Annotated in this window: 21 protein-coding genes; 16 read left to right on the forward strand and 5 right to left on the reverse strand. The window is 69.6% G+C overall.

Annotation, left to right across the window (positions count from 1 at the left end):
* The first annotated feature begins 57 nt into the window (after window positions 1-57).
* From H9658_RS21725 to H9658_RS21740, 4 genes are all read left to right on the forward strand, one after another.
* Complete coding sequence (locus H9658_RS21725) at window positions 58-1,929, forward strand: beta-galactosidase (RefSeq protein ID WP_191826921.1); 1,872 nt, start codon at window positions 58-60, stop codon at window positions 1,927-1,929.
* 70 nt (window positions 1,930-1,999) lie between these two features.
* Window positions 2,000-3,373 (forward strand): APC family permease, encoded by a 1,374-nt coding sequence (locus H9658_RS21730; RefSeq protein ID WP_191826922.1) that lies wholly within the window; start codon window positions 2,000-2,002, stop codon window positions 3,371-3,373.
* Entirely contained in the window at window positions 3,370-4,296 is a 927-nt protein-coding gene (locus H9658_RS21735) for a carbohydrate kinase family protein (RefSeq protein WP_191826942.1), read from the forward strand. Before H9658_RS21730 ends, H9658_RS21735 begins: the two co-directional genes overlap by 4 nt.
* A complete protein-coding gene (locus tag H9658_RS21740; protein WP_191826923.1) occupies window positions 4,277-5,689 on the forward strand; it encodes a family 4 glycosyl hydrolase in 1,413 nt (470 codons plus the stop codon). The genes H9658_RS21735 and H9658_RS21740 overlap by 20 nt, the downstream gene beginning before the upstream one ends.
* A 158-nt stretch (window positions 5,690-5,847) precedes the next feature.
* Here the strand turns inward: H9658_RS21740 and putA are convergent, their stop codons facing one another.
* Window positions 5,848-9,033 (reverse strand): bifunctional proline dehydrogenase/L-glutamate gamma-semialdehyde dehydrogenase PutA, encoded by a 3,186-nt coding sequence (putA, locus tag H9658_RS21745; protein WP_369916606.1) that lies wholly within the window; start codon window positions 9,031-9,033, stop codon window positions 5,848-5,850.
* 274 nt (window positions 9,034-9,307) lie between these two features.
* Between putA and H9658_RS21750 the strand changes: the two genes are divergently transcribed.
* From H9658_RS21750 to H9658_RS21770, 6 genes are read left to right on the forward strand one after another with little or no spacing between them, the layout of a single operon-like run.
* The gene (locus H9658_RS21750; protein ID WP_191826925.1) at window positions 9,308-9,784 is read left to right on the forward strand and encodes a DUF2244 domain-containing protein; all 477 of its coding nucleotides are present in this window, start codon (window positions 9,308-9,310) and stop codon (window positions 9,782-9,784) included.
* 20 nt (window positions 9,785-9,804) lie between these two features.
* Window positions 9,805-10,794: a cytochrome c oxidase subunit II gene (gene coxB / locus H9658_RS21755; protein WP_191826926.1), complete on the forward strand. Its 990-nt coding sequence runs from the start codon at window positions 9,805-9,807 to the stop codon at window positions 10,792-10,794.
* A gap of 30 nt (window positions 10,795-10,824) precedes the next feature.
* Window positions 10,825-12,435, forward strand: coding sequence for a cytochrome c oxidase subunit I (ctaD, locus tag H9658_RS21760; RefSeq protein ID WP_185815048.1), 1,611 nt, complete (start codon window positions 10,825-10,827; stop codon window positions 12,433-12,435).
* A complete protein-coding gene (locus H9658_RS23155) occupies window positions 12,435-12,566 on the forward strand; it encodes a hypothetical protein (RefSeq protein WP_255432700.1) in 132 nt (43 codons plus the stop codon). Before ctaD ends, H9658_RS23155 begins: the two co-directional genes overlap by 1 nt.
* Window positions 12,563-13,153, forward strand: a complete 591-nt coding sequence (locus H9658_RS21765; protein WP_179567870.1) for a cytochrome c oxidase assembly protein — start codon at window positions 12,563-12,565, stop codon at window positions 13,151-13,153. The genes H9658_RS23155 and H9658_RS21765 overlap by 4 nt, the downstream gene beginning before the upstream one ends.
* 20 nt (window positions 13,154-13,173) lie before the next feature.
* Entirely contained in the window at window positions 13,174-14,049 is an 876-nt protein-coding gene (locus H9658_RS21770; protein WP_179567868.1) for a cytochrome c oxidase subunit 3, read from the forward strand.
* Between the two features lie 100 nt (window positions 14,050-14,149).
* On the opposite strand, the gene H9658_RS21775 is transcribed toward H9658_RS21770, so the two are convergent.
* A complete protein-coding gene (locus H9658_RS21775) occupies window positions 14,150-14,368 on the reverse strand; it encodes a twin transmembrane helix small protein (protein WP_003480622.1) in 219 nt (72 codons plus the stop codon).
* 30 nt (window positions 14,369-14,398) lie between these two features.
* Between H9658_RS21775 and H9658_RS21780 the strand changes: the two genes are divergently transcribed.
* The 5 genes from H9658_RS21780 to H9658_RS21800 are packed head-to-tail and all read left to right on the forward strand — an operon-like array spanning window position 14,399 to window position 18,313.
* Entirely contained in the window at window positions 14,399-15,157 is a 759-nt protein-coding gene (locus tag H9658_RS21780) for an SURF1 family protein (RefSeq protein ID WP_191826927.1), read from the forward strand.
* A 27-nt stretch (window positions 15,158-15,184) separates the two neighbouring features.
* Complete coding sequence (locus tag H9658_RS21785) at window positions 15,185-15,760, forward strand: hypothetical protein (RefSeq protein WP_191826928.1); 576 nt, start codon at window positions 15,185-15,187, stop codon at window positions 15,758-15,760.
* Between the two features lie 11 nt (window positions 15,761-15,771).
* A complete protein-coding gene (locus H9658_RS21790; RefSeq protein ID WP_191826943.1) occupies window positions 15,772-16,935 on the forward strand; it encodes a COX15/CtaA family protein in 1,164 nt (387 codons plus the stop codon).
* On the forward strand, window positions 16,932-17,852 hold the full coding sequence (gene cyoE, locus H9658_RS21795; protein WP_191826929.1) for a heme o synthase: 921 nt from the start codon (window positions 16,932-16,934) through the stop codon (window positions 17,850-17,852). Before H9658_RS21790 ends, cyoE begins: the two co-directional genes overlap by 4 nt.
* The gene (locus H9658_RS21800; RefSeq protein WP_191826930.1) at window positions 17,849-18,313 is read left to right on the forward strand and encodes a hypothetical protein; all 465 of its coding nucleotides are present in this window, start codon (window positions 17,849-17,851) and stop codon (window positions 18,311-18,313) included. The genes cyoE and H9658_RS21800 overlap by 4 nt, the downstream gene beginning before the upstream one ends.
* 165 nt (window positions 18,314-18,478) lie before the next feature.
* Here the strand turns inward: H9658_RS21800 and H9658_RS21805 are convergent, their stop codons facing one another.
* Together H9658_RS21805 and H9658_RS21810 are read right to left on the reverse strand one after the other, a co-directional pair.
* Window positions 18,479-20,065: a thioredoxin family protein gene (locus H9658_RS21805; RefSeq protein WP_191826931.1), complete on the reverse strand. Its 1,587-nt coding sequence runs from the start codon at window positions 20,063-20,065 to the stop codon at window positions 18,479-18,481.
* A 345-nt stretch (window positions 20,066-20,410) separates the two neighbouring features.
* The gene (locus tag H9658_RS21810) at window positions 20,411-21,400 is read right to left on the reverse strand and encodes a bile acid:sodium symporter family protein (protein ID WP_191826932.1); all 990 of its coding nucleotides are present in this window, start codon (window positions 21,398-21,400) and stop codon (window positions 20,411-20,413) included.
* Window positions 21,401-21,639: 239 nt separating this feature from the next.
* On the opposite strand from H9658_RS21810, the gene H9658_RS21815 reads away from it, so the two are divergent.
* The gene (locus H9658_RS21815) at window positions 21,640-22,824 is read left to right on the forward strand and encodes a lipase family protein (protein ID WP_191826933.1); all 1,185 of its coding nucleotides are present in this window, start codon (window positions 21,640-21,642) and stop codon (window positions 22,822-22,824) included.
* Window positions 22,825-22,876: 52 nt separating this feature from the next.
* Here the strand turns inward: H9658_RS21815 and dnaG are convergent, their stop codons facing one another.
* A complete protein-coding gene (gene dnaG / locus H9658_RS21820; RefSeq protein WP_191826934.1) occupies window positions 22,877-24,616 on the reverse strand; it encodes a DNA primase in 1,740 nt (579 codons plus the stop codon).
* Window positions 24,617-24,652: the final 36 nt, after the last annotated feature.

Below are 24,652 nucleotides of genomic sequence, written 5' to 3' on the forward strand. Positions count from 1 at the left end.
GGATCGGGGCGATGCAGGCCTGCATCGCCCCGTGCCGCGCTGCCCACGGAGACTTCGATGAAACGTCGCCATTTTTGTTTGCTGAGTGTGCTGGCGCCGCTCGGGATGGCGGCCGCGCCAGCGGGTGCCGCCGCCACGGCCGTCGCGCCCGAACCGGATGGATGCCCGCACGCGTTCGGTTTCGCGCAAGGGCAGTTCGTGCTCGACGGCCAGCCGTGGCAGATCCGCAGCGGCGAGATGCATCCGCTGCGCATTCCGCGCGAGTACTGGTTGCAGCGGATCCGCATGGCCAAGGCGATGGGCCTGAACACCATCGCCCTGTATCTGATGTGGAACGCGCTGGAATCGGCACCGGGCGTGTTCGACCTGGACAGCGATCGCCGCGATTTCGTCGCCTTCATCCGCCTGTGCGCGCAGGAAGGCATGTGGGTCTATCTGCGGCCGGGTCCCTACGTCTGCGCCGAGTGGACGCTCGGCGGCCTGCCCGCCTATCTGTTGCGCGAACCCGGCATGCGCCTGCGCGACGCCGGCGATGCGCGCTACATGGCCGCAGTGCGGCGCTACATCGCGGCGGTGGCGCCGCGCATCGCGCCGTTGCTGGCGGCGGCCGGCGGGCCGGTGCTGATGCTGCAGATCGAGAACGAGTATTCGATGTTCGGCGACGACGTCGGTTATCTGCAGGCGTTGCGCGCGCTGTGGCAGGAGCACGGCATCGACGGGCCGTTCGCGGTCGCCGACGGCATGAAGGACCTGCGCCGGCGCAAGGCGTACCTGCCCGGCGCGGCGCTGGGCCTGGACGGTGCCGACCTGGCCGATCTGGAGCACGGCCGCGTGTTCGCCGGCGACGCGCCGGTGTGGGTGGCCGAGGGCTATCCGGGCTGGCTGACGCACTGGGGCGAGGCGGACTTCGCGCGACGCGACTACCTGCCGACGCTGCGCCGGCTGCTCGCGCATGGCCATTCGTTCAACCTGTACGTGGTGCATGGCGGCAGCAACTTCGGCCTGAGCGCCGGCGCCAATGCCGACGACGACGGTTCCAACTTCCAGCCGGCGTTGACCAGCTACGACTACGGCGCGCCGATCGACGAGCGCGGCGCGGCGACGCCGGCGTACTGGGCGATGCGCGACGCGATCGCCGCGTCTGTGCCACAGCGCTTGCCGCTGCCGCCGGCGGCGCCGCCACGCACGACGTTCGCGCCGACCCTGGCGCTGCCCTATGCGTCCTTGTGGGACAACCTGCCCGCGGCACCGGTCGCGACCGTGGCGCCGGCCGGCAACGAACTCCTGTTCGGCCAAGACCAGGGACTGGTGCTGTATCGTCGCCGCATCGGTCCCGGCGCGCAGTTGCGTGTGGACGGCGCGCACGACTACGCGGTGGTGCAGGTGGATGGCGAGGAAGTGGGGCACGTGTCGCGGGTGCGGCATCGCACGTTGCAGTCCTCGCCGCAGCTGACGCTGCCGCGGGCGCAGCAGGCCGAGCGCACGCTGGAGATCCTGGTCGACAGCTTCGGCCATGTGAACTTCGGTCCGGCGCTGGGCGATGCCAAGGGGCTGGTCGGCGCCGTGCAGTTGCAAGGCGCGCCGCTGCAGGAGTGGCAGGCGTATCCGATCGCGCTGGACGACGCCTGGATCAAGACGCTGCAGCCGCTGCGCGCGGCGGCGTCGCGGCCGGGGCTGTTCTTCCGTGCGGAGATCGTGGTCGAGACGCCCGGCGACGCCTACCTGGACATGCGCGAGTGGGACAAGGGCTATCTGTGGGTCAATGGCCGGTTGCTCGGCCGCTATTGGCGGATCGGGCCGCAGCAAGGCCTGTACTGCCCCGGGCCGTGGCTGCGTCCAGGCCGCAACGAGGTGCTGGTGCTCGATCTGCATCGCCGCCGCGCCGCCGCGATCCATTGCGCGGACTCGCTGCGGGGAACACACGCATGAGCCTGCGCCGCGTACACACCCACCGTCTCCATCCGATCCACTGCGTCGCGCCGGCGACAAGGGAGTCTGCATGCTGCTGACCACGCCCGATGCGACGCGCCACGATGCCGAGCACGTGCCGCCGCGCGCGATCGGATTCTGGGGCGGGCTGTCCGCGAACCTGCTGAACATGGTCGGCATCGGCCCGTTCATCACCATCCCGTTGGCGTTGTCGGCGCTGGCCGGACCGATGGTGCTGCTGGGCTGGGTGGCCGGCGCGCTGCTGTGCCTGTGCGACGGCCTGGTCTGGGCCGAACTGGGCTCGGCGATTCCCAAATCCGGCGGGCCGTACCACTACCTGCGCGAGGCTTATGGCCGCGACCGCCTGGGCAGCCTGTTCGGTTTTCTCTACCTGTGGCAGACGCTGCTGACCGCGCCGTTGTCGATCGGCGCGGCGGCGGTCGGCTTCACCCAGTACCTGGCCTTTCTGGCGCCGGGCCTGGCGCCATGGCAACTGACCGCGATCGCCGCGGCGCTGTGCCTGTTCAACACCGCCTTGCTGTACCGCGAAGTGCGCTCGGTGCAGGTGCTGTCGCTGCTAGTCACCGCCGCGGTGGTGGCGGCGGTGGTGTGGATCGTGGCCAGCGGCCTGCTGCATTTCGACATGGCGATCGCGCGGCGTTTCCTGCATGCCGGTGCGGTCTCGCCGCACGGCTTCTGGCTCGGCTTCGGCGCGGTGGCGCTGATCGCGGTGTACGACTACGGCGGCTACAACAACGTGTGCATGCTCGGCGGCGAGATCCGCCAGCCGCGGCGCAACATCCCGCTGGCGGTGCTGTGTTCGATCCCGATCGTGGCGGCGCTGTACCTGGGCTTGAACGTGGCCATCCTCGGCGTGCTGCCGTGGCAGCAGGCGGCGCAGTCGAAGGCGGTGGTCGCCGACTTCATGCAGGCGATCTACGGGCATGTCGGCAGCACCATCGCGGTCGCGCTGATCATGCTGGCCAGCTGGGGCTCGGCGCTGGTGGTATTGCTGGGCTATTCGCGGGTGCCGTACGCGGCGGCGGCCGAGGGGCAGTTCTTCCGGGTGTTCGCGCGGCTGCATCCGCGCGGGCGTTTCCCGACCGTGTCGCTGCTGTTCGTCGGCGCGACCTCGGCGCTGGCCTGCCTGCTGTCGCTGGACGACCTGATCGCCACGCTGATGGTCATCCAGATCATGTTCCAGTTCATGGCGCAGTGCCTGGCGGTGGTGCTGCTGCGGCGGCAGGCACAGCGTCCGCCGGAAGCGTTCTCGATGCCGCTGTATCCGTGGCCGCTGTGGGTGAGCGTGGCCGGCTGGCTGTACATCCTGGCCACCAGCCAGGGCCGCCACCTGCTCGCGGCGGTCGTGGCGTTGTGTGTGGGCACGGCGCTGTTCTTGATTCAAGCCAGGAGGCAGGGTACATGGCCTTGGGTAGCGCGATGAGCGCGTGCGACGTCGCCGTGGTCGGCGAGATCTACGCCGATCACATCCTCAGCGGGTTCCAGCGCTGGCCGCAGCCGGGCGAGGAAGCCCTGGCCAGCGCCTATCTGCGCGAACTCGGCGGCGGCACCGTCAACACCGCCTGCGGGCTGGCGCGGCTGGGGCGCAGCACGCGGCTGATCGGCCTGATCGGCGAGAGCGACCGGCCGTGGTTCGAACAGCGCCTGGGCCAGTTCCAGGTGCGCAGCGACGGCTTGCGCAGCGACCCGGCCGGCACCGGGATCACGGTCAGCGTGTCGATGCCCGACGACCGTGCGTTCTTCACCTACCTGGGCGCCAACGCCAAGCTCGACGCGCTGCTCGCGCGCGCCGAGGTGCTGGACGAACTGTGCGCGGCGCGCCACGTGCATTTCGCGATGCCGCTGTCGCGCGCGCTGGCGCAGACGCTGCTGCCGGCGCTGGCTGCGGCCGGCTGCACGACGTCGCTGGACGTGGGCTTCAGCCCGGACTGGCTGAGCGCGCCGCACAACCTGGCCACCTGCCGCGAGGTGGACTATTTCCTGCCCAACCAGAAAGAGGCCGCGCTGCTCGGCTGCGGCGACGGCGCCGAGGCGTGCCGCCAGTGGGCGCAGACGCTGGGCTTGCGCCATGCGGCGATCAAGCTCGGCGGCGCCGGCGCGATGGCGGTCGATGCGGCCGGCGCGCGCCTGGTGGCCGCGCCCGCGGTGCAGGTGCGCGACACCACCGGCGCCGGCGACGCCTTCGACGCGGGCTTCATCGATGCGCTGCTCGACGGCGCAGGACTCGACGACTGCCTGCGCCGCGCCTGCTTCTGCGGCGCGTCCTGCTGCGCCGCGCTCGGCGCGCTGGACGGCCTCCCCGATTTCGACCAACTGAGGAACCGCAATGACAGCAACGAATCGTAAGATCGCCTTGATCGGCGGTGGCGGGGTGCGCTCGCCACTGGTCGTGTATGGGGTCAACGAGGCGGCCGCGGCACTGGGCGTGGAGGAGATGGTGCTGTACGACCCGGATCCGGAGCGCGTGCAGCTGATGGTCGCGATGGGCCGCGCGGTGGTGAGCGAGTTCGGCGGTGACTTGCGCCTGCGCGCGGCCGATTCGCTGGAGGATGCGATCGAAGGCGCGGACTTCGTGCTCAACAGCATCCGCATCGGCGGCATCGCGCAGCGCGCCGCCGACGAGCGGGTGAGCATCGACCAGGGCTATCCGGGGCAGGAGACCACCGGCCCGGCGGGCGTGGCCATGGCCTTGCGCACCGTGCCGGTGTCGATCGCGCAGGCGCGGCTGGTCGAGCAGTTGAGCCCGGACGCGTGGCTGGTCAACTTCACCAATCCGGCCGGGCTGATCACCCAGGCGGTGACCACGCATACCCGCGCCAAGATCGTCGGCATCTGCGACACCCCGACCGAACTGTTCCACAACATCGCGCATGCGCTGGGCGCGCACCACGACGCGGTGGAATGCGATTACGTCGGCCTCAATCACCTGGGCTGGGTGCGCGGCGTGCGCCTGCACGGCGAAGAGGTCATCGACCGGCTGCTGCAGGACGACGCGCTGCTGCGCCAGCTGTACCTGGCGCCGCTGTTCGACTTCGACATGATCCGCGAGCTGCGGCTGATTCCCAGCGAATACCTGTTCTTCTACTACGAGCGGCGCCGCGCGCTGGCCAACCAGCGCACGCAGGGCGGCAGCCGCGGCGCCGAGATCGAGACCTTGAACCATGCCCTGATCGCCACGCTGGGCAGCCGCCTGCAGGCCGGCGACGGCCACGGTGCGGTGCAGACCTATGCGGCGTATCTGAACCAGCGCTCGGGCTCGTACATGAAGCTCGAGGCCGAAGGCGGTTCGGCGTTCGATGCCGGGGTCAGCCTGCAGGCCGATCCGTTCCGGGTCAGCACCGGCTACCACCGCATCGCCATCGACGTGATGAGCGCGCTGACCGGCGCGGTGCCGGCGAAGATCGTGGTCAACGTACGCAACCAGGGCGCGATCGCCGATCTGCCCGTCGACGACATCGTGGAGATTTCCTCGCACATCGACCGCGACCGCATCGTGCCGTGCCCGACCGCGCCGCTGCCGGATGCGGTCCATGGCCTGATCCGCGCGGTGAAGGCCTACGAGCGCGCGGCGATCGAGGCGGTGCTGTCGGGCAGCCGCCTGACCGCGCGCAAGGCGATGCTGATCCATCCGGCGATCGGCGAATGGACGCCGTCGCACGATTTGCTGGAGAGCCTGTTCGGGCATCTCAGCGACGACGGCCAGTGCCTGTGCCAGGGGCCGATGCACTGGCATGGCTGATGGGTGCATGAAGACGTGGCGGCGGAGCCGTTGATCCGCCGCCAATTGCGCTTCGCTGTCGTGTAGGAGCGGCTTCAGCCGCGACATTGGCTTACCGGAGAGTGCCTGTCGCGGCTGAAGCCGCTCCTACAGAATGCCGCAGGGAACTCTTGCGCCGATCAGTCGCCCAGGGTCAGCAGCGACGCATTGCCGCCGGCCGCGGTGGTGTTGACCGTCACCACCTTCTCGGTGGCGAAGCGCAGCAGGTAGTGCGGACCGCCGGCCTTGGGGCCGGTGCCGGACAGGCCCTGGCCGCCGAACGGCTGTACCCCGACCACCGCGCCGATCTGGTTGCGGTTGACGTAGACGTTGCCGACCTGCACGCGGGCGGCGATGCGCTCGATGGTCTCGTCGATGCGCGAATGCACGCCCAGGGTCAGGCCGTAGCCGGTGGCGTTGATCTGCTCGATCACCGCGTCGAGCTGGTCGGCCTTCCAGCGGATCACGTGCAGCACCGGGCCGAAGATCTCGCGCTGCAGCTGCGCCAGCGACTGCAGTTCGTAGGCGCGCGGGGCGAAGAAGCTGCCGTGCGCGGTGCCGTCGTCGCTGGCGGCCACCGCGATCAGGCGCGCTTCGCGGTCCATGCGCGCGGCGTGGTCGGTGAGGAGTTGCAGCGCGTCGGCATCGATCACCGGGCCGACGTCGGTGGACAGCAGGCCCGGGTCGCCGATCTTCAGTTCGGCCATCGCGCCGGCGAGCATGGTCATCACCTTGTCGGCGATGTCGTCCTGCACGAACAGCACGCGCGCGGCCGAGCAGCGCTGGCCGGCGGAGATGAAGGCACTGGAGATCGCGTCCTTGACCACCGCCTCGGGCAGCGACGAGGAGTCGGCGATGAACGCGTTCTGGCCGCCGGTCTCGGCGATCAGCACGCCGATCGCGGCGTCGCGCGCGGCCAGCGCGCGGTTGATCGCGCGCGCGGTCTCGGTCGAGCCGGTGAAAGCGACGCCGGCCACGCGCGCATCGCGGGTCAGTGCGGCGCCGACGGTGGCGCCGTCGCCGGGCAGGAACTGCACCGCCGCTTCCGGCACGCCGGCCTCGTGCAGCAGCTTCACCGCGGCATGGCCGACCAGGTTGGTCTGCTCGGCCGGCTTGGCGATGACGCTGTTGCCGGCGGCCAGCGCCGCGGCGACCTGGCCGAGGAAGATCGCCAGCGGGAAGTTCCAGGGGCTGATGCACACGAACACGCCGCGGCCGTGCAGCTGCAGTTCGTTGGACTCGCCGGTCGGCCCGGGCAGGCGCTCGGGCGCGCCGAACTGGGCGCGCGCCTGGCCGGCGTAGTAGCGCAGGAAATCCACCGCCTCGCGCACTTCGGCGACGCCGTCGGGCAGGGTCTTGCCGGCTTCCTTGACGCACAGCGCGATGAACTCGGGCATGCGCGCTTCCAGCAGATCGGCGGCGTGCTCGAGGATGGTGGCGCGGCTGGCGGCCGGGGTGCGGTTCCAGCCCGGCTGCGCGGCGACCGCGTTGGCCAGCGCCTTCTCCACGGTGGCGGCGTCGGCCGGTTGCCAGCGGCCCACCACCTGGCGGCGGTCGGCGGGGTTGGTCACGTCCAGCGGCGCGCTGGCGATCACCGCGCCCGGCACCAGCGGCACGGCCTGCCAGGGCTTGATCGCGGCGTTGAGCTGGTCGGCCAGCGCGCGCAGGTCGTTGTCGTTGGCGAGGTTGGCGCCCATGGAATTCTTCCTGTTGTGGTTCTGGCTGCGCAGCAGATCGGCCGGCAGCGGAATCTTCGGATGCGGGATGGAGGCGAATGCGGACACGGCTTCGACCGGATCGCGGATCAGGTCCTCGATGGCCACGTCCTCGTCGGTGATGCGGTTGACGAAGCTGGAGTTGGCGCCGTTCTCGAGCAGGCGCCGCACCAGGTACGGCAGCAGGTCCTCGTGCGAGCCGACCGGCGCGTACACGCGGCACGGCACGCCCAGGCGGTCGGCGGGAATCACCTCGGCGTACAGGTCGTCGCCCATGCCGTGCAGCTTCTGGTGTTCGTAGTCCTTGCTGCCGGCGATGGCGCGCACCGCGGCGATGGTCTGCGCGTTGTGGGTGGCGAACATCGGGTACAGCGCGTCGCTGTGCGCGAACATGCGCTTGGCGCAGGCCAGGTACGACACGTCGGTGTTCTGCTTGCGGGTGAACACCGGGTAGCCCGGATGGCCCTCGACCTGCGCGCGCTTGATCTCCGCGTCCCAGTACGCGCCCTTGACCAGGCGCACCGGGATGCGGCGGCCGACGCGGCGTGCCAGGTCGGCGAGGAAATCGATCGTGTACGGGGTGCGCTTCTGGTACGCCTGCACCGCCAGGCCGTAGCCTTCCCAGCCGTCCAGCGACGGATCGGAGAAGGTGGCCTCGATGATGTCCAGCGACAGTTCCAGGCGGTCGGCCTCTTCGGCATCCACCGTGTAGCCGATGCCGTAGGACCGGGCCAGCTGCGCCAGTTCCAGCACGCCCGGCACCAGTTCGGCCATCACCCGCGCGCGCTTGGCGTGCTCGTAGCGCGGATACAGCGCGGACAGCTTGATCGAGATGCTGGGCGCGGCGAACACGTCGCTGCCCTTGTACGAGCCATTGGGGCCGCTGCGGCCGATCGCGTGGATCGCCTGGCGGTAGGCGTCGAGGTAGCGGTGCGCGTCCTTCATGGTCAGCGCGCCTTCGCCGAGCATGTCGAACGAGTAGCGGTAATGCGCGTTGTCGCCCTTCTTCGAGCGCGACAGCGCCTCGCCGATGGTACGGCCCATCACGAACTGGTGGCCCATGATCTTCATCGCCTGGCGCACCGCCAGGCGGATCACCGGCTCGCCGACGCGGCCGATCAGGCGCTTGAACGCGCCGGCCACGTCGGCGCGGGTCAGGTCGTTGATCTGCACCAGCTTGCCGGTGAGCATCAGCCCCCAGGTGGAGGCGTTGACCAGCACCGAGTCGCTCTCGCCCATGTGCTTCTTCCAGTCCGCGTCGCCGAGCTTGTCGCGGATCAGCTTGTCGGCGGTTTCCTGGTCGGGGATGCGCAGCAGCGCTTCGGCCACGCACATCAACAGCACGCCCTCTTCGCTGCCCAGGTCGTACTGGCGCATGAAGGCTTCGATCGCGCCCTGGTTCTGGGCGCGGGCGCGCACCCGGGTGACCAGGTCGGCGGCCAGCGCCTGCACCTTGGCCTGGTCGGCGGCGGGCAGGCGCGCCTGCTCGAGCAGTTCGCGCACGTGGTCGGCCTCGTCCTTCAGCCATGCGGCGGTGATCGCGGCGCGCAGCGCGTGGGAGGCGGGGGGCAGTTCGGGGGCAAGCAACGGCGAGGGAGACGCGGACGGCATCGCCGGTGAGGAACCGGCGCCAGACAGAGCGTTCATGCAGGGAGGACCAGGGAAGATGCGCGCATTTTATGCCAGCGCCCGCTCGTGCAGCGCGTCGGCGCGGTGCACGGTTGTCGGCGGCGCGCGTCGATGGCTGAACGCCTGCGGCGAGAATTTGGTTGCAATGCAGCATTTTTTATGATGAACGCGCGCTTGCCGGCGCGCAGGCCCGGGGCTACCATCGAATCGTTGCTCGCGGCTGGCAAAGCGCGGCGGCTCGGAAGCGCGGTTCGACATGATCGAAATGTGTCCGTTTTCTGCGGAGGGAGCGGGTACGCAGCTGCGGCTGCGGCCGCCGCGGGCGCTCAGTGCCCGGCAATTCGTGATGTTGTTCGCGGCGCTGGCCGGGGCGATGTGGGTGGTGGCGGTGCTGGGGTGGTTCGCCGGCAACGTGTTCGCGCCGGCGTTCGCCTTGTTGCACAGCATCGTGGTGGCGCTCGCGCTGCGCTGGTCATGGCGCAGTGGCGAGCGCGAAGAGGACATCCGGGTGGGTCCGGGCTGCGTGGAAGTGACCCGCACGAATGCAGGAACGCCGGCGTTCCGCGCCCACCCGCATTGGGTGCGGTTGCGGATCGAAGGCGACGACAGGGTGGTGCTGGCGTGCAGCGGCAAGCAGGTCCGGGTCGGCGAGTTTCTCGGCCCGGGCGAGCGCCGCGAGCTGGCGCAGACCCTGGAAGGCTTGCTGGCGGCCGCGACCGGCCGCAACCGATGACGCTCCAAGGGGTCTAGGCAATGAAGCAAAGCGGCAGATGGAAGCAACAGGCGGTCAGGGGCGGGATGGCATTGGCGGCGGCGCTTGCCGTCCCGATGGCGTGGGCACAATCGGCCGATCCGAAACCCTGGCAGTTGAACATGGGCCGCGGCGTCACCCAGAGCGCACGCAACGCCTACGATTCGAACATGCTGTCGCTGTGGATCTGCGCGGTCATCGGCGTGCTGGTGTTCGGCGCGATGGGCTATGCGATGTTCAAGTTCCGCAAGTCCAAGGGCGCGGTCGCGGCGCAGTTCAGCCACAACACCAAGGCCGAGGTGATCTGGACGGTGATCCCGGTGCTGATCCTGATCGCGATGGCGTGGCCGGCTACGGCCAAGCTGATCGCCATGTACGACACCCGCGACGCCGAGCTGACGGTCAAGGTCACCGGCTACCAGTGGATGTGGCGCTACGAATACCTGGGCGAGAACGTCTCCTTCACCAGCCGCCTGGCGCGCGACTCGGACCGCATGCGCCAGAGCGGCCAGGTGCCGAGCCTGGAGAGCAATCCGCACTACCTGCTCGACGTGGACAACCGGCTGGTGCTGCCGGTGAACACCAAGGTGCGCTTCGTGATCACCTCCGACGACGTGATCCACGCCTGGTGGGTGCCGGCGCTGGGCTGGAAGCAGGACGCCATCCCCGGGATCATCAACGAAGCCTGGACCGACATCGACACCCCCGGCGTGTACCGCGGCCAGTGCGCCGAACTGTGCGGCAAGGACCACGGCTTCATGCCGATCGTGGTCGAGGCGGTGTCCAAGCAGGACTTCCAGAAGTGGCTGGCGGCGCGCAAGCCGGCACCTGCGGCGGCCCCGGCCGCGCCGGCCGCCGCACCTGCCGAAGCGCCCGCCGCGCCGGCGGCTCCCGCTGCGCCCGCGCCCGAGGCCACTGCGCCGGCGGCGCCGCCGCAGGCCCTGCTGCCCCGTCTTCGTTCCGGTTCGCACCTGACCGTGCAAGCCGCCTGATCTCCTGCATTCTTTTTTGAGGTAGCCGCCATGGCCCATTCCGCAGTCGATCACCACGACGAGCACGGGCATCAGCAGAGCTTCGTGGAACGGTGGTTCTTCTCCACCAACCACAAGGACATCGGCACGCTGTACCTGCTTTTCAGCTTCACGATGTTCATCGTCGGCGCGGCGATGAGCGTGGTGATCCGTGCGGAGCTGGCGCAACCGGGCCTGCAGTTCGTCAAGCCCGAATTCTTCAACCAGATGACCACCGTGCACGCGCTGGTGATGATCTTCGGCGGGGTGATGCCGGCCTTCGTCGGCCTGGCCAACTGGATGATCCCGCTGCAGATCGGCGCGCCGGACATGGCCCTGCCGCGCATGAACAACTGGTCGTTCTGGCTGCTGCCGGTGGCGTTCACCCTGCTGCTGCTGACCTTCTTCCTGCCCGGCGGCGCGCCGGCCGGCGGCTGGACCCTGTACCCGCCGCTGTCGCTGCAGGGCGGCTACAACGTCGCCTTCAGCGTGTTCGCGATCCACGTCGCCGGCATCAGTTCGATCATGGGCGCGATCAACATCATCGCCACCGTGCTGAACATGCGCGCGCCCGGCATCGACCTGCTGAAGATGCCGATCTTCTGCTGGGCCTGGCTGATCACCGCGTTCCTGCTGATCGCGGTGATGCCGGTGCTGGCCGGCGCGGTGACCATGCTGCTGACCGACAAGTTCTTCGGCACCAGTTTCTTCAATGCGGCCGGCGGCGGCGACCCGGTGATGTACCAGCACATCTTCTGGTTCTTCGGGCACCCGGAGGTCTACATCATGATCCTGCCGGCGTTCGGCGTGGTCAGCGAGATCATCCCGACCTTCAGCCGCAAGCCGCTGTTCGGCTACCAGGCGATGGTGTACGCGATCGCCGCGATCGCGTTCCTGAGCTTCATCGTCTGGGCGCACCACATGTTCACCGTGGGCATGCCGCTGGGCGGCGAGATCTACTTCATGTTCGCCACCATGCTGATCTCCATCCCCACCGGGGTGAAGGTGTTCAACTGGGTCAGCACCATGTGGCAGGGCTCGCTGACCTTCGAGGCGCCGATGCTGTGGGCGGTGTCGTTCGTCATCCTGTTCACCATCGGCGGCTTCTCCGGGCTGATGCTGGCGATCGTGCCGGCCGACTTCCAGTACCACGACACCTACTTCGTGGTCGCGCACTTCCACTACGTGCTGGTCACCGGCGCGGTGTTCGGGCTGATCGCCGCGGTGTACTACTGGTGGCCGAAGTGGACCGGGCGCATGTACAGCGAGGCCTGGGGCAAGTTCCATTTCTGGTGGACGATGCTGTTCGTCAACCTGCTGTTCTTCCCGCAGCACTTCCTCGGCTTGGCCGGCATGCCGCGGCGCATTCCCGACTACAACGTGGTGTTCGCCGACTGGAACCTGGTCAGCTCGATCGGTGCGTTCGGCATGTTCGTCACTCCGTTCCTGATGGCCGGCATCCTGCTGGCGTCGCTGCGCAACGGCGCACGCGCCGAGGCGCGGGCGTGGGAAGGCGCGCGCGGCCTGGAATGGACGGTGCCGTCGCCGGCGCCGGCGCATACCTTCACCCTGCCGCCGGTGCTCAAGCCCGGCGACCTGGCCCACGACGACATCAGCCACTGATGACCGCGCAGACGCCGCTCGACGATCTGGCCCTGCGCCGCAAGCGCGCCGTGCGTACCGCGCTGGTGGTGGGCGCGGTCGCGGTGCTGATCTATGCCGGCTTCATCCTGTCCGGGGTGATCGGCCGATGAGCGCGCCGGCGCCGCGCGTGCACAGCAGCGCCGGGCTGTTCAAGCTGGTCGGCGTGGCGCTGGCGGTGTTCGTGCTGACCTTCTCGCTGGTGCCGCTGTACCGCATCGCCTGCGAGAAGGTGTTCGGCGTGCGCCTGGAGCGCGGCCCGGGCGAAGGCCCGCAGGCCGGCAAGCCGCTGCTCGGCAAGCGCACGGTCAAGGTCGAGTTCGACGGCGGGGTGAATTCCAAGCTGCCGTGGTCGTTCCATCCCGAGCAGCTGACCATGCAGGTGGTGCCCGGCGAACTCAACGAAGCGCTGTACTACGCGCGCAACGACGGCGAACGCGCGATCGTCGGCAGCGCGGTGCCGTCGGTGGCGCCGGCGCGCGCCTCCGGCTACTTCACCAAGACCGAGTGCTTCTGCTTCACCGCGCAGACCCTGCAGGCCGGCGAGAAGCGCGACATGCCGGTGCGCTTCATCGTCGATCCGAACCTGCCCGGCGACATCACCACCATCACCCTGTCGTACACCTTCTTCAAGAACGATGCGCTGAGCGCGGAACTGGGATCGCCGAAACTGGCCGGTTCCGCGCGCGCGGCCCCTTGACCTCACCCGGAACGCCCGCCATGGCCCAGCCCAGCACCGACGCCACTGCCTATTACGTGCCCAGCCAGAGCCGCTGGCCGTTCATCGGCTCGATCGCGATGTTCGTGACCATGATCGGCGTGGCCAGTTGGCTCAACGACGCGGCCTGGGGCAAGTGGACCTTCTTCATCGGCATCGCGATGCTGGTGGCGACCTTGTTCATGTGGTTCGGCGATGTGATCCGCGAATCGATCGCCGGCCATTACAACCGCCAGGTCGACGTGTCGTTCCGCATGGGCATGGTCTGGTTCATCTTTTCCGAAGTGATGTTCTTCGGCGCGTTCTTCGGCGCGCTGTTCTACACCCGTACCTTCATCCTGCCGTGGCTGGGCGGCTCCGGCGACGGGGTGATGACCAACGCGCTGCTGTGGGACGGCTATTCGGCGGCCTGGCCGACCAACGGCCCGGGCGCGATCGGCGGCCAGTTCCAGACCATCCCGGCGTGGGGCCTGCCGCTGATCAATACGCTGATCCTGCTCAGTTCCGGCGTGACCCTGACCATCGCCCACCATGCGCTGAAAGCCGGCCATCGCACGCGCCTGCTGGTGTTCCAGGGGTTGACCGTGCTGCTGGGCTGCGCCTTCCTGTACTTCCAGGCCGAGGAATACATCCACGCCTACAAGGAGCTCAACCTGACGTTGGGCTCGGGCATCTACGGCTCGACCTTCTTCATGCTCACCGGCTTCCACGGCGTGCACGTGCTGCTGGGCACGATCATGCTGCTGGTGATGTGGCTGCGCTCGGCGCGCGGCCATTTCAGCCGCGACAACCACTTCGCCTTCGAAGCGGCGGCATGGTACTGGCACTTCGTCGACGTGGTGTGGTTGGCGCTGTTCCTGTTCGTCTATGTACTTTGAGAGCTGGGAATGGGGAATCGGGAATGGGGAATAGGAACAGCGGAAGCGCGCCGCTCTTGCCATTCCCTATTCCCGATTCTCCATTCCCGGCTAGGCCGCGTCAGCGGCCTAGCCCATGCGGCTTGATCACGCCGGTGTAGATGCCCAGGATCACCAGCAGGATCAGGCATACCGATAGGCCGATGCGCCAGGTCAGTGCGTTCACCGTGCGCTTGCTCTGGCCGCGGTCCACCAACAGGTAGTACAGGCCGGCGCCGAGGTTCCACAGAATGACCAGCAGGAACGCGACGATCAGCAGGGTTTTCAGCGAGTCGTTCATGGGCGTCTCGGTGCACGGTATCGCCGCATTATGACCCTCGCCGCGTCCTCGCGCGTCGCCGCGCGCGCGCGCATGCCGCTGTGGCTGGGCTGGAGCATCGCCTTGGCGGTGGCGCTGGGATTCTGCGCCCTGGGCCGCTGGCAATTGCTGCGCATGCACGAGAAACAGGCGCTGCTCGCGCAGGCCGCGCACATCCGCGATCGTCCGCAGGCCTTGGCCGCTGCGCTGCGCGCGGCGCGGCCGACGCAGCTGGCCTGGGTGCACGGCGCTGGCCGTTTCCTGCCCGGGCAGATCCTGCTCGACAATCAGCTGCGCGAGGGCCGCAGCGGGGTCAAGGTCTACCAGCCGTTCCTGGCCGATGGCGCCTCCGCGCCGCTGCTGGTCGAACTGGGCTGGTTGCCGCTGCCGGCCGATCGTGCGCTGCCCAGGCCGCTGCCGTTGCAAGGGCGGTACACGCTGGTCGGCCTGCTCGGGCCGGTGCCGTCGCACGGGCTGACCCTGGGGCCGGCGCTGGTCGCCGCGCCGGCGCCGCAGCTGTGGCTGGCGATGCGCATCGAGCCGGCGGCGATCGGCCAGGCGCTCGGCCGCCGCGACATTTTGTCGCAGGTGCTGCGCCTGGATCCGGCCCTGCCGCTGGGCTATCCGCGCGACCTGGATATGCTGCCGAACACGCTGCCGCCCGAGCGCCACTTGGGTTACGCGGTGCAATGGTTCGGCCTGGCGCTGGCCGTGCTGATCACTGCGGGCCTGCTCAGCTGGCGCGCGCGCAAGGGGCGAGGCGGGCGCTGAGCGCGCGCGCATGAGAAAATCCCCGGCATGAATGCCTCCCCTTCGGCTCCACGCCAGGCGACCGCACGCGGTCGCTGGACGTTGATCGCGCTGTTCGCCCTGTTCTTCGGCTCGATGCTGGTCGCCGGCGCGCTGCGGTTTTCCGGCTGGCAACCGCCCGGCAGCCGCAACCATGGCGAGTTGCTGAAGCCGCCGGCCGACCTGCGCGCGCTGCAGCCGCGGCTCGACGACGGCAGCGTCTACGCCTGGCAACCGCAGCAGCGCCTGTGGCGCATCGCGCTGGCGCCGCCGCGCGACTGCAACAGCGCCTGCGAGGCGCTGGCGCGCGACCTGGACAAGGTCTGGCAGTTGTTCGGCCACGACGCCGACCACGTGCAGATCCTGTGGATCGGCACGCCGCCGGCGGCGGTGCGCGCGTTGCCGCAGGTGCGCGTGCTGCGTGCCGACGCCGCGTTGCTTGACGGTCTGCCGCGCGTGCACGACGCGGCCGGGGTGCCGGTCTACGTGATCGATCCGAACGGCTTCGTGGTGCTGCGCTACGCGCCGGGCTTCGACCCGGCCGGGCTACGCGCGGACCTGTCGAAGCTGCTGAAACTCCTGTGAGCCGTCCCCCTATGAATCTGTTCGCGCCACCGGCGCTGTTTCGGCACTTCCACCGCATGGCCTGGCTGGCGGCGCTGTTCACCGCCAGCACGATCATGTTCGGTTCGTTCGTGCGCCTGTCCGATGCGGGCATGAGCTGCCCGGACTGGCCGACCTGCTATGGCCGGGTGACCTGGCCGCAGAGCAACGCCGAGGCCAACGCGCACGCGGCCAGCAAGATCCGCCCGCTGGAGACGCACAAGGCCTGGCGCGAGCAGGTGCACCGTTTCCTGGCCGGTGCGCTGGGCGTGGAAGTGCTGGTGCTGTCGCTGCTGGCCGCGCGCCGGCGGCGCCTGGGCATCGTCCAGATCGTCGGCGCGGCGCTGCTGGTGGCGTTGTCGATCCCGCTGTACATGTCCGGCTGGCCGTCGCTGGCGATGGCGCTGGCCGCTGCCGGCGAAGCGATCCTGCTGCTGGCGGCGTTGCGCTGGTCCAATAGCGACCTGGCGCGCGCGGCGGTGCTGACCCTGGCGGTGGTGATCTTCCAGGCGCTGCTCGGCATGTGGACGGTGACCCTGCTGCTCAAGCCGATCGTGGTGATGGGGCATCTGCTCGGCGGCCTGCTGATGTTTTCGCTGCTGGTGTGGATGGCCTGGCGCGCCACCCACCTGCCGATCACCCTGGCCGACGCGTCGCGGCTGAAGTGGCTGCTGCGCATCGGCGTGGCGCTGCTGGCGTTGCAGATCGCGCTCGGCGGCTGGGTCAGCGCCAACTATGCGGCGCTGGCCTGCGGCGGCGGCAGCTGGTCGGCCGACAACTTCCCGCGCTGCGTCAGCCAGTGGTGGCCGCCGCACGATTTCCGCGAAGGCTTCACCCTGTGGCGCGGCATCGGCGTGGACTACGAAGGCGGCGTGCTCGACGGCGCGGCGCGCATCGCGATCCAGATGGCGCACCGGATGATGGCGCTGCTGGTGGCGACCTACCTGCTGTGGCTGGGCTGGCGGCTGAGCCGCTCGCCGGGCATGCGCGGCTGGGCCGCAGCGCTGGCGCTGCTGCTGGTGGCGCAGGTCAGCCTGGGCATCCTCAACGTCAAGCTGGCGCTGCCGTTGCCGGTGGCGGTGCTGCACAACGCCGGCGCGGTGGCGCTGCTGTTCGTGCTGGTGTCGCTGCTGGCACGCCTGCGGGCGCCGCAATGAGCGCCAAGGGCATCCACTGGCGCGACTACTGGGACCTGACCAAGCCCAAGGTGGTGGCGCTGATCGTGTTCACTGCGCTGGTCGGGATGTGCCTGGCGATTCCGGGCGTGCCGACCTGGGCGCAGGTGCGCACCGGTTTGATCGGCTTCTTCGGCATCTGGCTGGCGGCATCGGCCGCGGCGGCGATCAACCAGTTGCTGGACGCGCGCATCGACGCGCAGATGGCGCGCACCTCGTGGCGGCCGCTGGTGGTGGGCAAGGTGCTGCCGTGGCAGGTGCTGCTGTTCGCCACGGCGCTGACCGCGCTGTCGATGGCGATCCTGGTGATCTGGGTCAACACCATCACCGCGGTGCTGACCTTCGCCTCGCTGATCGGCTATGCGGTGATCTATACCGTGTTCCTCAAGCGCACCACGCCGCAGAACATCGTCATCGGCGGCCTGGCCGGCGCGGCGCCGCCGCTGCTGGGCTGGGCCGCGATCACCGGCATGCAGGGGCAGTGGGACTGGGCCTATGCGTCGCTGCTGGTGCTGATCATCTTCGTGTGGACGCCGCCGCACTTCTGGGCGCTGGCGATCTTCCGCCGCGCCGACTACGCCAAGGCGTCGGTGCCGATGTTGCCGGTCACCCACGGCGTGGCGCATACGCGCAAGCAGATCCTGGTGTACACGCTGCTGCTGGTGGTGGCGACGCTGCTGCCGGCGGCGGTGGGCATGAGCGGCGTGTTCTACCTCGGCGGCGCGCTGGTGCTGAACGCGGTGTTCGTCTGGTACGCCTGGCGCATGCTCGACCCGCCGGACGAGATGTTCTCGATGCGCATGTTCGGCTATTCGATCGTGTACCTGATGGCGCTGTTCGCGTTCCTGCTGGTGGATCACTGGTTGCTGCCGGCACTGCCGATGCCGACCGGCGCGTGAGCCGCCTGCGCCACGCCGGGTTGCTGGCGCTGGCGGCGCTGCCGTTGCCGGCATCGGCGTGGGACACGCCGGAACAGGCGATCGACGCCTACCTGGCCTTCGAGCTGGACGGCGGGCGGCTGCAGGCCTGGCCGTTCGCGCGCTACCTCGTGGCGCCACGCGGCTACGACGAACCGGGCTGGGACGTGCTGCACGCGGTGCGCGGCTGGCAGCGCGGCGCGGTGCGCTGCGACCATCCCGCGCGTTGCGAGGTCGTGGTGCTGTTCGAATACGCCGACACGCTGGCCCTGCCGGCGGCATGGCAACTGATACCGCATCCGCATGGCGGCAGCGAGCGGGTGCGCTATACGCTGCAGCAGCAGCCCGCGCCGGACGGCTGGCGCGTGGCCTCCACGCTCGGCCCGCCGCGGGTCAGGCTGAAGGTGGTGGCGACGCTGTGGCCGGAAACTGCGGCCGACTGAGCCGCGCCGATCGACCGCGGCGCGCGGGCGCTGGCGCCGCAGCCGGTGCAGGCCGGAGCGGCTCCGATGGTGCACGGCCTTCGTTCGATGGCGCCCGGTGCGGCGCGCGCGCTGCTCGGCAAGCGCGTGCGCCAGCACCGACGCATGCCGCGATGACCCGGGCGCTCAGCTCAGCCAGTGCTGGCAGCTGTCGCGGTCCTGGCTGCCGCAGCTTTGCTGCATCTTGTGCTGCAGGCGTGCGAGCACGGCGCTGCCGCCATGGCCCTTGCTCCAGCCCTGCAGGGTCTTGGCCAGGGTGTCGAAGCGCTGCCTGGTGCGCTGGTGGTAGCCGCCGGGCTGCCCGGCCAGTTCGCCGATGACCTGGCCGGCGGCGGCCTCGATCGCGGCCGCATTGTCCGGCTGCAGCCGGATCAGGCCGTCGACGTAGAGCACGCCCCACTGCACCCGGGTGGCGGGGCCTTCGGCGCTCTCGTAGGCCTTCTTCAGCCAGTACAGCGCGGTCTGCTTGTCGCCGCGTGCTTCGGCCAGACCGGCCAGTTCCGGCATGTAGTAGTACGGCGTCTTGCTGCGTCCCAGCTCGGCCAGCAGCAGCTGTTCGGCGCCGGCGCTGTCGCCGGCGTCGTCGAGCAGGCCGGCGGCATTGCTGATCGTGGACTGGCGTTCGTAATCGGTCTTGGCCGCCTGCTCGGCCCACTGCACGCGCTGTTGGACCTTGGCGACCACCGCGGCCGGCAGCGGCGGATGCGGCGCGTCGCCGGCGTCGGCCGGCTGACCCTGCGCCAGCCGCGCCAGCTGGATGTCGGCGTACGCGGTATCCAGGCGATCGCTGATCGGCAGGCTGCTGTCGGCGTAGACCCGGTCCAGCGCGCCGGTCAGCGCATTGGACAGTGTGGTCCGTTCGCTGGCATCGGCCGCCGCGGCCTGCACCAGTTCGCGCGCCGAATAGGTCAGGGTGCTGCGGTTGGCGCGCGCCTCGGCCGGATCGGCGAGCACCGCCTGCAGCAGGCGGCGATCGGCGGCGCGGCGCTTGGCGTCCGTGGCGCCGGCCTTGTCCGGTTCCCGCGCGGCCAGCGCCAGCAGCGCGAAGCGGCGCTGCAGCGCCGGCTGCGGCGCGGCCGCGGCCAGTTGCGCGAGCACGCCGGCGGCCTGCTCCGGCTTGACCAGCCGGCTCGCATCCACCGCCCAGCCGTATTCGCCGAGCAGGGTCCAATCGTCGGCGCTGAGCGTGGCCGGCGCCTGCAGTGCCTTCTGCAGCAACTGCGCCGAGGTGGTGGTGCGGGTCGCGGCCACGCGCAAGGCCTCGGCCAGGCGCCCGGTGTCGCTGTCGCCGGCCAGGCGGGTGATCTCGCTGCGATCCGGGCGCAGCACGATGATGGTCGGGTAGCCCTTGATGCCGAAGCGTTCGCCCCAGGCCTGCGCGCCTTCCGAATCGCCGTCCAGATGCACCGCGACGAAGGCGCGGGTACGGGCGATGAAGGCCGGGTCCTTGAACAGCGTGGCCTTGAGCCGGTTGCACGGCGGGCACCAGGCCGCGCCCCAGTACAGCAGCACCGGCTTGTTCTGCTCGCGCGCTTCGGCGAAGGCGTCGTCGACGTCGCCCTCGCGCCAGGCGATGCCGGCGCTGTCGGGCGCCCTGGCCGGCGCGATGGCCTGCGGCTTGGCGGGAGCGGGCGGCTTGTCGCAGCCACCCAGCGCCAGCAGTGCGGCAAGGCTGGCGGAGGTCATGACGGAAAGGCGGAGCGTACGGCGCATACGTCGGTCACCGGGCGAAGAGGGGAGGGCGGCAACGGCGGATGCCGTGCAGGCCATGGCGCCAATCGCGCACTCTACCTAGCCGATCGCGCTGCGGGTACCTGGCGGACATGCCGGTTGCGCATTTGCATATGCCGCGACTCAGCGGCGGCGGCCAGCGCGCTTGCGGCTCGCGGCACCGGCGATGGTGCGGCGCCGGGCGGGCGCCATTGCGCAGCGTTATCGCCAGCACAGACCTGATCGATCTGCGTGTGGCGCCCGAACGCGGGCAGCGGCCGCGGCTTGAACTGGGACGGGCCGCGCCGGGCCGCGCCGGGCCGCTGCCGCCGCGACGGGCCGCGGTCGCTAGTCGTGCTTGGCCGTCTTCGCATCGCGCGCATAGCGTTGCGCGACGAAGGCGCAGACGATCAGCTGGATCTGGTGATAGATCATCACCGGCAGCACGATCGCGCCCAGGCTGCCGCCTGCGAACAGCACCTTGGCCATCGGCACGCCGGTGGCCAGGCTCTTCTTCGAGCCGCAGAACACGATCGGGATCTCGTCGCGGCGGCTGAAGCCCAGCCGCCGCGCGGCGAAGGTGATCAGCCCCATCGCCAGCGCCAGCAGCAGCGCGGCGACCAGCGCCACGCCGAGCAGCGCCGGCAGCGGCGTCTTGCGCCACAGGCCCTCGATCACCGCGGCGCTGAAGGCGGTGTACACCACCAGCAGGATCACGCCCTGGTCGGTGTAGCGCAGCACTGCGCGGCGCCGCTCGACCCAGGCGCCGACCCAGGGCCGCAGCAGGTGGCCGGCGACGAACGGCACCAGCAGCTGCAGCATGATCTTGCCCATCGCCTCCAGCGGGTTGGCCATCGCGCTCTGCGCGCCGGCCAGCAGGCCCATCAGCAGCGGGGTCAGGAACACCCCGAGCAGGCTCGACAGCGAGGCGCTGCACACCGCCGCCGGCACGTTGCCGCCGGCCATCGAGGTGAACGCGATCGACGACTGCACCGTGGACGGCAGCGCGCACAGGAACAGCACGCCGATGTACAGCTCCGGGGTCAGCAGCCAGTGCGACAGCGGCTTGAGCAGCAGCCCCAGCAGCGGGAACAGCACGAAGGTGGCGGCGAGGATGGTCAGGTGCAGGCGCCAGTGCAGCGCGCCGGCGACGATCGCCTCGCGCGACAGGCGCGCGCCGTGCAGGAAGAACAGCGCGGCGATGGCGATGTCGGTGACGCCGTCCATGATCGCCGCGGCCTGCCCTTGCACCGGCAACAGCGAGGCCAGCAGCACGGTACCGAGCAAGGCCAGGGTGAACGGTTCGATGCGCAGGCGGGCGAGCCAGTGTCTGATCATGGCGGGGAGGTGGGCGAGGGGAGGCTCATTCTAGGAAGCGCTGCGCGCGGATGCGAATCCGTCAGCAAGCCGTAGACAACTCGCAGACATGTTGCTGCGTACGCCGCTCCGGCCACAACCGGCGATCGCGTGCTTGCTAGATTGCCCACGCCCCGTCGATGAGCGCGGCGAGCGAGCGTTGGGTCACGCGATCGTCGGCGCTTGCCTTTCCAAGGATCGCAACGGAGAAGGAGCAAGCCATGCAATACGATCAATACCAGACCGTGTTCGCGCTCTCGAGCCTGTCCAACTGGGTCAGCACGCGCAAGGGAACCGCGCAGGCGCTGCAGGCCGACTACCAACATGTGCTGCATGCGACGCTGGCCTCTGCGGCGGCGCAGAACGCCATCGGCACCTGGGAGCTCGTCTGGGGACCGCAGGTCTGGCAGGCGCCGGACTCGCAGCGGTCGGACAATGCGATGTTCGTGGCCAAGGCGGGTACGGTGCCGGGCATCGAAGGCGATGTCTATGTCGTGGCGATCTGCGCCACCAATCCGAATTCTCTCTACGACTGGTTGGTGGAGGATTTCGATGTGTCCGTGGTGGTCGATTTCGCCACTTACGATCCGTTGGCCGGCACCGCCCCGGTCAGGACCCCGAAGCCGGTGGCGCCGGGGACGGTCGTCATTTCGATGGGAACCGCGCTGGGGGTATGGCATCTGCTCAACATGGTCAGCCCGGGGTCGGCATCGGCGCCAGGCACGACCCTGGCCAGCTTTCTGCGAACCGCCGCGAACGAAAACGCGACCGTGATCTTCGCCGGCCACAGCCTGGGCGGCGCGCTGGCGCCGACCATGGCGACCTGGTTCGAGCGCACCGGCAGGCTCGATGGCTGCAAAGCGGTGTACTGCTATCCGACAGCAGGCGCCACGCCAGGAAACACCGATTTCGCGGCGCTCTTTCAGGCGACGTTGCCGCCGGTCATCGGGGACAAGCCGTACCAGACTTGGAATCGCGATCTGTGGAACACGCTCGACGCGGTGCCGCATGCATGGGTGTTGGCGATGCTGCGGCAGATCAAATCGCTCTACGGCAACAAGCCGATCGCGGGTGTCGATGCCCTGGTCTCTTTCGCCAGGGCCAATGCGCGCGCCTCAGGGGTCATCTACAGCCAGATCGCCAATCAGCCGCTGCAGGGGACGCGCAGCGGCGATCCGCCGACCACCACGCTGGCCTTCCTTGAGCAGATGCGGATCCAGCACGGCACGGCCTATGAAGCGCTCATCGCGGACTGGTTGCAGCCGGTGGTGCCGCTCGGGCGCGCGTTGCAGACCGCCGAGGTGGACATGGATGCCCTGCTGGCCGAACTGGCCAGGCGTCTGGATGCGGGCAGCGACACGGTAAAGGCATTGGAGGCCGAAGAGCGCGCCGCACTCGGGGAATGATCGCCGCCGCCGCTCGCGGGATCGGGCCATGGCCTGATCCCGCCTGCCGCCCTCAATGCAGCGCCGCGCGCGCCTTGAACAACTCGCGCAGTTCGTACTTGTCGGTCTCGTCCAGGCCTTGCGCGCGCTGCTTGGCCTGCAGTTCCTCTAGCCGCTGTTGCAACGTCTGCCGTTCCAGTTGCACCACCACGTCGTGCAGTTCCTGGCGCCAGCTGGCGGTCTCGCCGGGAATCTCCTGCACCGCCAGCTTCTGCAGCGCGGGCAGTTCCTCGCGCTCGTGGAAATGCTCGAGCAGGGCGCCGGTGGAGATGTCCGGACGCGTGTGCACGATCTCCAGCAGCTCGATCATCAGCTCGATGCCGGGCAGACGCAGGCCGGCGAACGGGTAGGGCGGCGGCAGGTCCAGCGCCAGCGAGGGCGTGTGCAGCAGGCGCACGATCGCCTCGCGCACCAGGCTGCGCTTCTGCGTCGGCCGTGCCGCTGCGCGCGGCGGCGGCTTGGCCAGCTGCGCGGCGGCGGGCGCAGGGCCGCCGATGCCGGTGATCTCGGCCAGGCGCTGGCGCATCAGGTCGCCGAACGCGCCATCGGGAATCTGCGCCAGCATCGGCCGCGCGCGCTCGGCCAGCCGCGCCTTGCCGTCGAGCGTGGCCAGGTTGACCTCGCGCGAGAGTTCGTCGAAGAAGAACTGCGACAGCGGCGTGGCCTGCTGCAGGCGCGCGGCGAAGCCGTCGGCGCCTTCCTTGCGCACGATGCTGTCCGGGTCCTCGCCGTCGGGCAGGAACAGGAAGAACGCCTGGCGCCCGTCCTTCATCCGCGGCAACACCGATTCCAGCGCCTTCCAGCCGGCGCGGCGGCCGGCGGCATCGCCGTCGAAGCAGAAGAACACGTCCGGCGCGTTGCGGAACAGCAGCTCGGCGTGTTCGGAGGTGGTCGCGGTGCCCAGTGTCGCCACCGCCTGGGTGACGCCGAACTGGAACAGCGAGACCACGTCCATGTAGCCCTCGACCACGATCAGCCGCTCGATCTTCTGGTTGGCCTGGCGCACCTGCCACAGGCCGTACAGCTCGCGGCCTTTGTGGAACAGCGCGGTCTCCGGCGAGTTCAGGTACTTGGGGCCGTCGTCCTTGTCCATGACCCGGCCGCCGAAGGCGATGACCCGGCCGCGGCGGTCGAAGATCGGGAACATGACCCGTTCGCGGAACTTGTCGTAGACGTGGCCACGCTCGTTCTTGGAGAACAGCCCGGCGCGCTCGAGCAGCTTGTGGCGGCGCTCGTCGGTGCCCAGCGCGTCCTTCAGCGCGCTGTAGCCGTCCGGCGCGTAGCCGATCTGGAAACGCGCGCGGTTGTCCGCGTCCACGCCGCGGCCGTCGAGGTAGCTGCGCGCCTTGTCGCTGCTGTCGAGCTGGCGCTGGAAGAACTTGGTCGCCGCGTCGAGTGCCGAGTACAGGTCGCGATGGTCGTCGCCGGCGGCCTGCGCGGCGCCGCGCTGTTGCGCGTCGCGCGGCACTTCCATGCCGGCGCGCTTGGCCAGTTCGTCGACCGCGTCGAGGAACTCGAGGCGGTCGTAGTTCATCAGGAAGCTGATCGCGGTGCCGTGCGCGCCGCAGCCGAAGCAGTGGTAGAACTGCTTGGTCGGCGACACCGTGAACGAGGCCGAGCGCTCGTCGTGGAACGGGCAGCGCGCCGCGTATTCCTTGCCCTGGCGCTTCAGCGGCACGCGCGTGCCGACCACCTCGACGATGTCGGTGCGGGCGAGCAGGTCGTCGATGAACGCGTCGGGGATGCGGGCCATGGGCGATAGGATGCCATGCGTCCGCGCCACCGCCAC

Source organism: Xanthomonas bonasiae, assembly GCF_014836395.1.
Lineage (GTDB): Bacteria > Pseudomonadota > Gammaproteobacteria > Xanthomonadales > Xanthomonadaceae > Xanthomonas_A > Xanthomonas_A bonasiae.